This is a genomic window from Chitinimonas arctica (assembly GCF_007431345.1).
Classification (GTDB): Bacteria; Pseudomonadota; Gammaproteobacteria; order Burkholderiales; family Chitinimonadaceae; genus Chitinimonas; species Chitinimonas arctica.
In genome coordinates this window covers 1,080,750-1,093,119 of record NZ_CP041730.1, presented here as the reverse complement: position 1 = coordinate 1,093,119, position 12,370 = coordinate 1,080,750, and the positions used below count along the sequence as shown (strand labels likewise).

General features: G+C 53.0%; 10 protein-coding genes. 9 read left to right on the top strand and 1 reads right to left on the bottom strand.

The window, feature by feature from the left end:
* Positions 1–106: 106 nt before the first annotated feature.
* A complete protein-coding gene (locus FNU76_RS04855) occupies positions 107–1,408 on the bottom strand; it encodes a tryptophan--tRNA ligase (protein WP_143856657.1) in 1,302 nt (433 codons plus the stop codon).
* Between the two features lie 414 nt (positions 1,409–1,822).
* On the opposite strand from FNU76_RS04855, the gene FNU76_RS04850 reads away from it, so the two are divergent.
* The 9 genes from FNU76_RS04850 (at position 1,823) to FNU76_RS04810 (ending at position 12,362) form a co-directional block, all read left to right on the top strand.
* Positions 1,823–4,282, top strand: coding sequence for a polysaccharide biosynthesis/export family protein (locus FNU76_RS04850; protein WP_143856656.1), 2,460 nt, complete (start codon positions 1,823–1,825; stop codon positions 4,280–4,282).
* Positions 4,282–5,493 (top strand): GumC family protein, encoded by a 1,212-nt coding sequence (locus FNU76_RS04845; protein WP_143856655.1) that lies wholly within the window; start codon positions 4,282–4,284, stop codon positions 5,491–5,493. The genes FNU76_RS04850 and FNU76_RS04845 overlap by 1 nt, the downstream gene beginning before the upstream one ends.
* Before the next feature lie 147 nt (positions 5,494–5,640).
* Entirely contained in the window at positions 5,641–6,699 is a 1,059-nt protein-coding gene (locus FNU76_RS04840; RefSeq protein WP_143856654.1) for a Gfo/Idh/MocA family protein, read from the top strand.
* A complete protein-coding gene (locus FNU76_RS04835) occupies positions 6,699–7,166 on the top strand; it encodes an acyltransferase (RefSeq protein WP_143856653.1) in 468 nt (155 codons plus the stop codon). The genes FNU76_RS04840 and FNU76_RS04835 overlap by 1 nt, the downstream gene beginning before the upstream one ends.
* Positions 7,163–8,263 carry a DegT/DnrJ/EryC1/StrS family aminotransferase gene (locus tag FNU76_RS04830; protein ID WP_143856652.1) on the top strand — a complete coding sequence of 367 codons (1,101 nt, stop codon included), beginning with the start codon at positions 7,163–7,165 and terminating at the stop codon, positions 8,261–8,263. Before FNU76_RS04835 ends, FNU76_RS04830 begins: the two co-directional genes overlap by 4 nt.
* Positions 8,260–9,525 carry a lipopolysaccharide biosynthesis protein gene (locus FNU76_RS04825; RefSeq protein ID WP_143856651.1) on the top strand — a complete coding sequence of 422 codons (1,266 nt, stop codon included), beginning with the start codon at positions 8,260–8,262 and terminating at the stop codon, positions 9,523–9,525. The genes FNU76_RS04830 and FNU76_RS04825 overlap by 4 nt, the downstream gene beginning before the upstream one ends.
* On the top strand, positions 9,498–10,979 hold the full coding sequence (locus FNU76_RS04820) for a hypothetical protein (RefSeq protein ID WP_143856650.1): 1,482 nt from the start codon (positions 9,498–9,500) through the stop codon (positions 10,977–10,979). The genes FNU76_RS04825 and FNU76_RS04820 overlap by 28 nt, the downstream gene beginning before the upstream one ends.
* Positions 10,972–11,598: an imidazole glycerol phosphate synthase subunit HisH gene (gene hisH, locus FNU76_RS04815; protein WP_223879225.1), complete on the top strand. Its 627-nt coding sequence runs from the start codon at positions 10,972–10,974 to the stop codon at positions 11,596–11,598. Before FNU76_RS04820 ends, hisH begins: the two co-directional genes overlap by 8 nt.
* 2 nt (positions 11,599–11,600) lie before the next feature.
* Positions 11,601–12,362, top strand: coding sequence for an AglZ/HisF2 family acetamidino modification protein (locus tag FNU76_RS04810; RefSeq protein WP_143856649.1), 762 nt, complete (start codon positions 11,601–11,603; stop codon positions 12,360–12,362).
* Positions 12,363–12,370: the final 8 nt, after the last annotated feature.

The window sequence follows — 12,370 nt, the reverse complement described above, 5'->3', positions numbered from 1 at the left end:
TTAACAGCGGACAAAAAAATCCCGGCGCAGGCCGGGATTCCTTACGGTAGGGATCTACGCCCCCGCACTTCGATCCTGGCCAGCGCCAGCATAAGTGGGCTTCGCCTTACTCCGTTGCAGCCAACAGCGCCAGCGCAGCCGTGACTTCCTCGGCATCGATACCCGTGCCCAGCTGGACCGGTGCTTCCGCCAGCACCGCGGCGCCGCTTTGCTTGAGCTTGCCCACCCATTGCCCCGCCTCGCGGCCTTGCTCGAAGCCCTGGCTCTGCAGCAGTACGCGTCCGTCGTGGGCGGTCAGCTTGAAATAGAAGCGGCCATCGGCTTCGCGATATTGCTTGAACACGGCCAGTTGCGGCTTGGCGGCATCGGCCGCCGGCGCGGCGGTCTGCACCGCGCGCAAGCTGCGCAGGCCCACCGCTTCGCGCAGAGTGGCGAGCAGCTGGGAAGCCTGCACGCGGGCTTTACGGGCACCGATCTGGAGGGCTTCCTCGATCCGTTCCGGGTGGGCCATCAGCTCGGCGTAATGCGCACGCATCGGGGCAATATCGCGCTCGACCCGCTCGAACAGTCTTTGCTTGGCTTCGCCCCAGCCCAGGCCGGCCAGCAGGTCGGCGCGGAAGGCGGCGGTTTCCTCGGGGCTGCCGAAGGCTTCGTAGATGGCAACCAGGGCGTTGCCTTCGGGGTCCTTGGGCTCACCGGGCAGCCGCGAGTCGGTCACGATACGGGCAATGGCGTCCTTCAAGCCACGGGCGCCGCCTTCGAATAGCGGAATGGTGTTGTCGTAGCTCTTGGACATCTTGCGGCCATCCAGGCCGGGCAGGGTGGCGACATGTTCCTCGATCACCGCCTCGGGCAGCACGAACAGTTCGCGGCCTTGCCCGAACAGATGGTTGAAACGCTGCGCCACGTCGCGGGCCATCTCGATATGCTGGATCTGGTCGCGGCCCACCGGCACCTTGTGCGCATTGAACAGCAGGATATCGGCCGCCATCAGGATGGGGTAGCAGAACAGGCCCATGCTGATGCCGGCATCGGTCTCCTCGCCGGCCGCCTCGTTGGCATCGGCCGATGCCTTGTAGGCATGCGCGCGGTTCATCTGGCCCTTGGCGGTCACGCAGGTCAGCAGCCAGTTGAGCTCGGTGACTTCCGGGACATCGCTCTGGCGATAGAAGGTGACCCGCTCGGCATCGAGCCCGGCGGCCAGCCAGGTTGCGGCGATTTCCAGGCGCGAACGCTCGATGCGGGCCGGATCGTCGCATTTGATCAGTGCGTGGTAGTCGGCCAGGAAAAAGAAGCAATCGCTAGCGGGCAGGCGGCTGGCGGCGATGGCTGGGCGAATGGCCCCGACATAGTTGCCGAGGTGGGGCGTGCCGGTGGTGGTGATACCGGTCAGTACGCGCAGAGTCATGGTGGAAAGTCCTGTGTCTTGCGGAATCAGGCGGGAAGTTTAGCGGGGTTGTTGGATAAGCGATACGCGCCGCGCCGGGGCCCAATCGGCCTGAAGACTGGCTTTTGGTGGCGGAGGTGGGGCGGGGTAGGGCGGTTAAACCGTTGAAAGCACGAGATATGACAGCTGCAGACTGACATAAATCAGTGTTTTCTAACGCTATTTTTGCCAGTGCATGGACTTACAAGCGAGTGCAACCGCCAAATTTTCCAGTGCATTCCGGCAACATATGCTTGCTATAGTCATGCTGAATGCGGCCTACAGGGCAGTTGCCGCCTCGCTTGCAGGAACGAAGTTGCGTAGACAGGAACGACCGTCGATCTTTGGAGGTGACGCGGTATTCGTCACCGATTTGAGTCTTGAGGCTGTGGATAGATGACATTGACCAAGAATGCTTTATGCAGTTGGGCAAGCCGCTTCGTTTCCTTGCTCGCAGTGTGTGTTTCTTTTGCGGTAAGCGCGGACGATATCGATCTGGCGGCGGACCCGGCAATGCGAGAACAGCGGCTTGGGATTGTAGGCAAATCTTTTGGTCAAGAATCATCAGCCAGACCCACCATCGATATCCAGGGGGCCGGCAATGATCCCATGCGTGGTACGCGCACCAATAAGGGTGCGCAGCGGCCGCTCGGCGACGCGCTTGGCGGCGATGAGCAACGCATGGGCCAGCCGATTCGCCAGCAATTACCGGAGCAGACCGAGTTCCAGCGCTTTGTCTACGATTCGACCGGCAAATTGCTGCCCCTGTTCGGCTACCAGTTATTTCGCAATTCGCCGGATACCTTCGCCCCGGTAGACAATGTGCCGGTTACCTCCGATTACACGATCGGACCGGGCGACGAGATCTGGATACGTGCCTGGGGACAGATTGATATCGATATTCGGGCGGTGGTCGATCGAAATGGCACGGTGAATATCCCACGGGTTGGCGTGTTCAATGTCGCGGGCATTCGCTACCAGGAACTGCAAGGCTATCTTTCCACCGCCTTCAGCCGCACCTTCAAGAACTTCGAGCTGTCGGTTACCTTGGGGCAGTTGCGCTCCATCCAGGTCTTCGTGGTGGGACAGGCACAGCGTCCGGGTGTCTACACGGTGAGCTCCCTCAGTACCCTGGTCAATGCGATCTTCGCCGCCGGTGGTCCGTCCACCAGAGGGTCGATGCGTAAAATCCAGCTTAAGCGTGGCGACAAGGTCATCAGTGAAATGGATCTGTATGACCTCTTGCTGCGTGGCGACAAGACCAAGGATCGTCCGCTCCTGCCCGGCGATGTCATCTATATCCCACCGGTGGGCAAGGTGGCTGCAATCAGCGGCAGTATCAACACGGCCGGCATCTATGAGTTGCCTGAAGGCGAAGCTTCGCTCAAGGATCTGATTGCCTGGAGTGGCGGCTTGAGTAGCCTTGCCGATGGATTGAAGGTGACGATTGAACGAATCGATAACCGTAAGACCCGCAAGGTAGAGGAATTGAAGCTCGATGCGGCAGGCCAGTCAGGTGCCGTCAAGGATGGTGATGTGGTGACCGTTTATCCCATCGCGCCCAAGTTTGCCAATTCAATCACGCTGCGCGGTTTTGTGAACCAGCCGGAACGTTTTACCTGGCGTAAGGGGATTCGTATAAGCGATATCGTCCCCAGCATGGAATCCCTGATATCGCGTAGCTATTGGACGGATCGTAATCGGATGGATGCGCAAGACGATTCCGTGGATGCGCAAAATGCGATGGTGCAGGCAATGTATCGGGGAGGAGGCAAGATCACGCCAAGGAATGGTCCTCGAAAAATCAATGGAATAAATCCACCCAACAGGAATTTCACTCCGCTGCAGGGAGTAGATCCAAAAGACGAAAATGCCTTCGCCAGCATTCAGCGCGCAGAAGCGGTCAATCTGGATTATGCCGTGATTGAACGCGTTGCCGATGACGGCAGTAGCGACCTGTTGCCATTTAGTCTGGGGTTGGCTTTGAAGGGCGACGTACAGCACAATTTGCTCCTTCAGCCAAATGACGTAGTAACGATCTTCTCCAAGGATGATATTCGTGTTCCGGTAGAAAAGCAGTCGAAGTACATTCGCCTGGAAGGTGAGTTCGTTACGCCTGGTATATATAAGCTGGAGCAAGGTGAAACATTGCAAAAGCTGGTAACGCGTATTGGCGGTTTGACATCGAATGCCTATTTGTTCGGCACCGAGTTCAGTCGGGAGTCCGTCCGCGTACTACAACAAAAGCAGTTGGATGATTCGGTGGATAGGCTGGAGCGTGATCTGGAGCGTACGGCAGTAAATAAAAGCCAAAAGGCAATGAATGCAGAAGAAGCTCAAAGTGCCAAGGTAGAAGCTGAGCAGCAGCGCGGGCTTTTGAATAAATTGCGCCAGATCAAGGCAACCGGTCGCGTATCGCTTGAGATGCCGGCCGAGCTGCTTCCTCCGGATGTAAAACAACTGCCGGATATCGCTTTGGAGGACGGCGATAAGATAGTCATCCCCAATGCGTCTGGCTCCATTAGCGTGTTCGGTGCGGTTTTCAACCCCGGCGCATTTATCTTCAAATCCGAGAAGCGATTCGAAGACTATCTACGCCAGTCGGGCGGGCCGACTCGCGATGCTGACGAATCCAGTATGTTCGTATTGCGTGCGGACGGTACGGTATTAAGCAAGCGGCAAAGTGGCTGGCTAAGTAGCCTGGGTGGACAAAAATTGATGCCTGGCGATGCAATCGTTATGCCCGAAAGGCTGGAGGAACGATTCAATTTGACCAAGGAACTGAAGGATTGGTCCCAGATATTCTTCCAGTTTGCGACCGGTGTTGCGGGTCTTAAGGTGTTGAAAGGACTGTGATGACGGAATCGGTCATGGTGGGGAATTTTGAAGAAGGCCAATCCAAGGCATCTGCGCCGTTGGGTATCCTGGATGCGTTGATATTGCTTGCCAGAAACAAGCGATTGATCGTGGGCCTTTCGCTATCCGTGGGCTTGCTCGCGACCCTTGTTTCGCTGCTGATTCCAAATAGCTATATGGCGACGACGAAGATCCTTCCGCCCCAGCAGGGACAAAGCGGTGCTGCAGCCATGGCTGCTCAGCTGGGCGGCTTGCTGGGAGGCGCCGCAGGCGGCATTGCCGGCATCAAGAATCCAAACGATTTATACGTGGGGATGCTGAGAAGCAGAACGGTTGCCGATGAAATGATTCGGCGATTTGATCTGATCAAAAGGTACGAGAAGAAAAAATGGGTTGAAGCACGTGCGGTCCTGAAGACCCGCACAACCATAGGCACGGGGAAAGACGGTTTGATTACCATCGATGTCGAGGATAGGGATCCCAAGTTCGCGGCCGCGTTGGCAAATGGCTATATCGATGAGCTATATAAGCTTACCCAGCGTATCGCGGTGACGGAAGCTTCCCAAAAGCGGGTTTTCTTTGAGCGCCAAATGGGTCTGGCAAAAGATCAGCTGGCGAAGGCAGAAGTGCAGATGCGGGATCTGCAGGAGAGAACCGGCCTGATACGACTGGATGACCAAAGCCGGGCAAGTATCGAAACGATTGCCAATTTACGCGGGCAAATTTCCGCAAAGGAACTTCAGATCCAGACGATGGCCACTTTTGCCACGGAGAAGAATCCCGATGTGCAGTTTGCCACCAGCGAGCTGGAAGGGTTAAAGAAGCAGTTGGAAAAACTACAGACGCCGGAGAGTACCGATGAGGTATTCATCGCCACGAAAAAAATTCCCCGCGCGGGTCTGGAGTTTGTTCGTATGTTGCGGGAAGTAAAGTATAGAGAAACCATATTCGAAGTGTTGGCGAAGCAATTTGAAATTGCCAAGGTGGAAGAAGGAAAGAACGCCGCCTTGATTCAGGTATTGGATAAGGCCCTGGAGCCTGAAAGAAAAAGCTCGCCAAAAAGGGCGTTGATTTGCATGTTTGCGCTAGCGATCGGCGCGTTGTTGGGTGTGGTGTTTGTTTTTGTTCGAGATTGGGTAGAAAAATCGAAAAAGAATGAGTCCGATGCCGCGCGGTGGATGGTATTGCGCCAGCATCTTTGGAGCCGTTGAACGGAACACGCTCGATTTGCAAATGCTTTTGTATTGGATCGATAAATAAAAATGCGAGCGCTTTTTTTTATCGGTCAGCCGTGACTATGATTGCCAGGTGTGTCCGAATTTTAAGACGGTCTGTCTCGCCAAGGAAAGGCTTCGTACATGTTGAATTTTGCACTGGTAGGTTGTGGCCGGATTGCCAAGCGCCACTCGGAACTATTGGGTTATGAGCAGATTCCCAATGCGCGTCTGGCGGCTGTTTGCGATATCGTTGAATCGAAAGCACGAAAGATCGGTGTTGAATTTTCTGTTCCGCATTATCTGGATATGCATGAAATGATGCGCCAGGAAAAAATCGACGTTGTCGTGGTCCTGACGGAAAGTGGCAGACATGCCGAGCATGTAGTGGCTTTAGCACAGTATGGTAAGCATATCGTCGTCGAAAAGCCGATGGCGCTGACATTGGACGATGCGGACGCAATGATTCGCGCCTGCGACAGAGCGGGCGTCAAACTCTTCGTCGTCAAGCAAAACCGCTTCAATGTACCGGTCGTCAAAACCCGCGAAGCCCTGGAAGCGGGACGCTTCGGTAAGCTTGTCATGGGTACTGTTCGAGTGCGGTGGTGTCGCCCGCAATCCTACTACGATCAGGACCCGTGGCGAGGTACCTGGGCCCTGGATGGCGGCGTATTGACCAACCAGGCGAGCCATCATGTCGACTTGCTGGAGTGGATGCTTGGGGACGTGGATAGCGTCTTTGCCATGAGCACCAAGGCACTCGCCAATATCGAGGCGGAAGATACCGCGGTTGTGACGCTGCGATTCAAGAATGGCGCGCTGGGCATCATTGAGGCGACCACCGCGGTGCGTCCCAAGGACCTGGAAGGTTCGCTTTCCATCATGGGCGAGCATGGATCTGTCGAAATCGGTGGGTTTGCCGTTAATAAGATGAAAGTCTGGAATTTCGTCGAACCCGTGCAGGGTGATGAAGAAGTGATGGAAAAATATTCGGTCAATCCGCCGAATGTTTACGGTTTTGGCCACCAAGCCTACTACGAGCATGTTGTTGATTGTATTGCCAATAAAAGGCAGCACCTAGTCGATGGTTTGGTCGGCCGCCGCAGTCTTGAGTTGATCAGTGCAATCTATGAGTCCATCGAGACCGGCAAAGAGGTGGCGCTCAGGTTTCGCCCGAAACTTTGTCGCTTGGGTGGGCATTGATGAGCAGCCCGAATATCAGGCAGGTTGCCATCACCAATGTGCAGTTTGGTGAAGACGTGACGGTGGTTGAACCGGCGAATCTGTATGGCTGTACATTGGCGGACAACGTATTTGTCGGCCCTTTTGTAGAAATACAAAAAGGTGTCGGTATTGGTGCGCGTACACGTGTGCAGTCTCATGCATTTATCTGCGAACTGGTAACGGTAGGCACGGATTGCTTTATAGGCCACGGCGTCATGTTCATTAACGACCCATTCATCAAGGGCGGGCCGGCCCGTGGTGACAAGACATGCTGGCGACCCACGCATGTCGGGAACTATGTATCCATCGGTAGCAATGCCACGATTCTTCCTGTAAAGATTTGCGATGGTGTGGTCATCGGGGCGGGAGCCGTGGTAACGCGTGATATCAATGAGCCTGGCGTCTATGCGGGAAACCCGGCTCGTAAAATCAGGAACCTGGCATGATTAAATTTCTTGATCTGGCTGCCCAGTACGAATCGATCAAACCGGAAATCGATGCTGCAATTGCCAACGTGATCCGGGACTCCGCTTTTATCGGCGGAAAGTATGTAAAGGAATTCGAGCAGCAATTCGCGGAATTTACCCAGGCGAAGCATTGCATAGGCGTTGCCAATGGTACGGATGCGCTCGAAATCGCCATAGAAGCAGCGGGCTTGCCTGCGGGATCGGAAATCATCGTTCCTGGGAACAGTTTTATAGCGAGTGCGGAAGCGATTACCCGTTGCGGGCATAAAGTCGTTTTCGCGGATGTAGATGAAGACAGTTACACGCTAAACGCCGAAGGGGTGCGCAGCAAGCTGACCGAACGTACCAAGGCGATAATCGCGGTTCATCTGTATGGGCATCCTTGCGACCTGGATGCACTTGCGGAAGTGTGTAAAGAGCATGACATGATCCTCATCGAGGATTGTGCCCAAGCACATGGCGCGGAATACAAAGGGCGGCGTGTCGGCTCGCTGGGCAATCTCGCTACCTTCAGTTTCTACCCGGGCAAGAATTTGGGTGCGTATGGGGACGCCGGCGCGATCACTACCGAAGATGATGCGTTGGCGACACGAGTCCGCATGATTGCCAACCATGGACGTATTTCGAAGTATGACCATCAGTTCGAAGGGCGTAATTCACGATTGGACGGTATGCAGGCCGCCATCCTGAGTGCCAAGCTCCCTCATCTGGAGGAATGGACGGCACGTCGCATCGAGATCGCGGATTACTATCTTCGCTATTTGGCTGGTATCGATAATTTGATCCTACCCGTCCGGAAAGCGTGGGCGCGCCAGGTATACCATCTATTTGTAATACGCAGTACGCGTCGCGACGAGCTGAAGGACTATCTCGGTGCCCATGGGGTGGAGAGTGGTGTGCACTATCCCATCGCACTGCCAAAATTGCTAGCTTACGCTTATCTGGGTGAGGTTGATCAGCAAGCCTTTTATAATCGGACCGATTCGACATTGCTTAGCTTACCGATAGGTGAGCATATGGAAATGAAGGATGCGGCGCATGTCGTGAATCTAGTGCGCGAGTTTTTTAGTCAATGACGGGCAGAAAAGGACTATTCGGTTCTGCGTTGATCTATGCACTGGCGAACGCGCTGAGTGCCGGACTTCCTTTTCTATTACTACCCATACTCACGCGCGTGCTGACACCGGAAGAGTATGGGATCGTCACCATGTTTACGCTGACGGTAACGGCATTGGGGGCCTTTACAGGTTTAAGCGTTCATGGGGCGATAGGGGTGCGCTATTTTGAGCAGGAAAATTTCAACCTGCCAACCTATGTCGCCAGCTGTTTGGTGATATTGTTGATCAGTACCACGGTGGTACTGATAGCGGTCATGGTTTTAATGCCGATCTTGGAGGATTTCGCGAAAATCCCGAGACTGTGGATATTAATTGCCGTATTGGTGTCTGGCGCGCAGTTTGTAGTACAGACACAGCTGGCGCTATGGCAAGCGGCACGTAAACCAATACGCTATGGTGCGATGAAGTTTGCCCAGACGGCAATGGATGCTGCATTTTCTCTCGTGCTTATATTTGCGTTGGGATTGACCTGGGAGGGAAGGTTGATCGGTATTTCGATGGCAAGTGTGCTACTGATGTTGGTTGCTTTATTTTGTCTTAGGCACGGAGCTTGGATAAAGTTTCCATACAATAGAACCTATGCCCTGGATGCAATGCGATTTGGTGTGCCCTTGATTCCGCATGTAATAGGCGGAATGCTGATTGTGATGGTTGATCGGGTGATGATCAGCAATATGCTCGGTGTGGCAAGCGCGGGGATCTACATGGTTGCCATGCAGGTTGGCATGGTGCTGGGATTGTTGATTGACTCTTTCAATCGTGCATTCGCCCCATGGCTATTGGAATCGCTGAAAAGCCAGGATGCGGAAAGAGACCGCCAAATAGTTCGATTTACCTATCTGTACTTTATTATTGTAGTAGTTGCTGCATTATTGATTGGTGCGATTGCACCCATATTATTAAGTTGGCTGGTCGGCGCGGAATACCAATCCGCGGCGAGTTCGGTGGTTTACATCACGCTGGGCTTCGCGTTCAGCGGTATGTATCTGATGGTGACGAATTATGTTTTTTTCGCGGGAAAAACCGCAGGATTGGCGATTATTACGTGTGCGGCCGGTATGTTTAACATTATGGCGAACTTTTATCTCTTGAAGGTGAATGGGATAGTCGGAGCAGCACAAGCCTTTATGCTCTCGCAGCTTGCGATATTTATCTGTACCTGGTGGTTGGCGCAGCGGTCGCGCGGAATGCCATGGATGGAAGCGGCGAGGGCGGCATGAAAATGAAACCAGGGCAAGACCTTACACTGCAAAGCATTCTGCAGATTGAAGACACTCCGGAGTATTTGAGTTTTCAATGCCGGGAGACGGATATATTGCTATGGCCAATTATTAGGCTGATGTTTATCCGTACGATCATGTCGTCCCAACTTTATCGATACCCCTTGTATCGTTCGAGCAATATACAGGGATTGAAAGCCGGCGCTTTCAGCACCTTGGCTCGCTCGGCTATGCATAATCTGCGCAAGTCTGAATCGACAAAGGGCGATATCTGCATCATGGCGACGGCGGTAGGTTCCGCCAGGCAGCAAGGCCGGTGGTTCAATCGTCTGAGTGATCATTTTGCGATGGCCTTGCCGGAGCAAACGGTTGTGATTGAAGGGCAGTTTGGTTGGGAGTGGAAATATCCGCGCGAGTTTAAAAACGTACTTTGGCAAGCACCTTTGCAAGCCAAGGGCATTGTTTTAGGGCATCTTCTGGTTCGAAGCCGACATCGGAAAATTGCTGCCGAGCTTATTGATCTGGCACGGCAAAGATCCAAACAATTCATTGATTTTGATCTTGAAGATAGTCAAGCCAGTCTGCTGGAAAATATCCTGGCCACAAAAATTGCGGCCTTGCCGAACTTACATGCCTCCTATATGAAGATGCTCAAAAAGTGTGGGGCTAAGCTACTTTTAAAAGAAGAAGGCTGCTATGGCCAGTCTGCGGTGGTGAATGCCGCTGCGCACAGCTTGGGTATGGTGACCGCGGAATATCAGCATGGATTTATTTCTGCCGGGCATGATGCATATAATTATGCGGAAACGCTTCGGAACAGTACTTTGTTGCGTCGGACACTACCGAACTATTTTCTTGCCTACGGAAGTTGGTGGAATGATCAAATTAATCTCCCGGTGACCAAGCTGGTAATTGGAAATCCATACCGTAGCGAACGACTGGCAGTCAACCAACCTGTGGAAAAAAAAGGAGCCAAAGCGCTTTTGGTTATCGGCGATGGCGTGCAGACTGAAAAATATCTGGCTTTGGCTAGAGAGTTGACCGAAAAACTTAGCGATGTATGGACGATCAGTTTTCGTCCCCACCCACTGGAGCGTGCGGCCATCAACATGAGAATGGCGTCCGGGTTGGTTGCTGGCGTGCAAATCGATACGCATAGCGACCTCTATCGCTCTTTGAGCAGTGTGAATGCAATCGTCTCCGAACTGTCGACTGTGCTTTTTGAAGCAGTAGGCATTGTCGAAAAGATATTCGTGTGGGAAACGGCGGTTTCGCGGTTTTCATTGCCAAAGCATCCTTTTTTTGGATTCGATTGCATCGAAACCCTTGTGGATATGATGTCGCAGGAATGCGAAAAACCGTCGGATTCGATTGAAACTGATGCTATTTGGGCGCCGAATTGGCGCGCCAATTATCTCGATTTCGTCGATCGGGCAAGAAAACACCATGAGTAAGCCAATGATTACTATTGTTGATTACGGAATGGGCAATCTTGGCTCCATTCGGAATATGCTGAAGAAGGTGGGGGCGGAAAGTGAAATATCGGCCGATCCCGCCTGCCTGCGGCAAGCCGGAAAATTGATACTACCAGGCGTTGGTGCATTTGATGCGGGGATGTCGAGTTTGGAACAATCCGGGTTGTCCTCGCTATTGAATGAATTGGTATTGGAAAAGAAAGTCCCCGTTCTGGGAATTTGCCTCGGCATGCATTTAATGACGCAAGGTAGCGAAGAAGGGAAGCTGCGGGGATTAGGCTGGGTTCAAGCAGACACGATACGTTTCACCCTCCCCGAGGATAGCACGCTCAAAGTACCCCATATGGGCTGGAACAGAGTAAAGCCCTGCAAGGAATCAAGATTGATGAAGGCGGCGGATGAGGAGGCGAGATTCTATTTCGTGCATTCCTACTATGTTAAATGTCATGCGACGGGTGATAGTTTGCTCAAATCGGAACATGGCCACGAATTCGATGCCGCCTTCGAAGTGGGGAATATAATGGGAGTGCAATTTCATCCGGAAAAGAGCCACAGGTTTGGTATGCAATTACTAAGCAACTTTGTAAGCGAGTATTAAGTATGTTACGTATCCGCGTGATTCCTTGCTTGCTATTAAAGGGAAGAGGCCTTGTGAAGACAACAAGGTTTAAGGATCCACAATATATCGGCGATCCTATCAATGCGATAAAGATATTTAATGACAAGGAAGTGGACGAGTTGGTTCTTTTGGATGTACTTGCTTCGGTGGAAGGGAAAGGGCCGAACTTCGAGGTTATCGAAGAAATTGCCAATGAATGTTTTATGCCTGTTGCATATGGAGGCGGCATAACAAATTTAGAGCAGATACGGAAGATACTGAAATTGGGAATTGAGAAAGTCGTTTTGAACGAGGCAGCCTTTCAGCATCCGGAATTAATCAGTGCCGCAGCGGCCGAGTTTGGCTCCCAATCAATCGTGGTTTCGATGGATGTCAAACGAAAGCTATTTGGAAAATATGAGGTCTATCGTGCCAGGGGAACGAAGTCGACAGGGCTGGATCCTGTGGCGTTCGCCTTGACGGTTTCCAAGCTGGGAGCCGGTGAGATTTTTTTGACTGCGATTGATCGTGACGGAACGATGGAAGGCTACGATCTTGAATTGATCAAGCAGATCGCGCGTGCAGTACCCATCCCGGTTATTGCGTCCGGTGGGGCCGGCAAAATCGGAGACTTTCGAGAAGCAACCCACTGTGGCGGTGCTTCGGCGGTGGCTGCCGGCGCAATGTTTGTTTTCCATGGCAAGCATAGAGGCGTCCTGATTACCTACCCGGAAGCAGATGCCCTGAAACAGGCATTTTTATAAGCGCGGTA

Coding starts and splice junctions, on each gene's coding strand:
- FNU76_RS04850 (WP_143856656.1), top strand. CDS start 1,823: ATGACATTGACCAAGAATGCTTTATGCAGTTGGGCAAGCCGCTTCGTT.
- FNU76_RS04855 (WP_143856657.1), bottom strand. CDS start 1,408: ATGACTCTGCGCGTACTGACCGGTATCACCACCACCGGCACGCCCCAC.
- FNU76_RS04840 (WP_143856654.1), top strand. CDS start 5,641: ATGTTGAATTTTGCACTGGTAGGTTGTGGCCGGATTGCCAAGCGCCAC.
- hisH (WP_223879225.1), top strand. CDS start 10,972: ATGAGTAAGCCAATGATTACTATTGTTGATTACGGAATGGGCAATCTT.
- FNU76_RS04835 (WP_143856653.1), top strand. CDS start 6,699: ATGAGCAGCCCGAATATCAGGCAGGTTGCCATCACCAATGTGCAGTTT.
- FNU76_RS04820 (WP_143856650.1), top strand. CDS start 9,498: ATGGATGGAAGCGGCGAGGGCGGCATGAAAATGAAACCAGGGCAAGAC.
- FNU76_RS04845 (WP_143856655.1), top strand. CDS start 4,282: ATGACGGAATCGGTCATGGTGGGGAATTTTGAAGAAGGCCAATCCAAG.
- FNU76_RS04825 (WP_143856651.1), top strand. CDS start 8,260: ATGACGGGCAGAAAAGGACTATTCGGTTCTGCGTTGATCTATGCACTG.
- FNU76_RS04830 (WP_143856652.1), top strand. CDS start 7,163: ATGATTAAATTTCTTGATCTGGCTGCCCAGTACGAATCGATCAAACCG.
- FNU76_RS04810 (WP_143856649.1), top strand. CDS start 11,601: ATGTTACGTATCCGCGTGATTCCTTGCTTGCTATTAAAGGGAAGAGGC.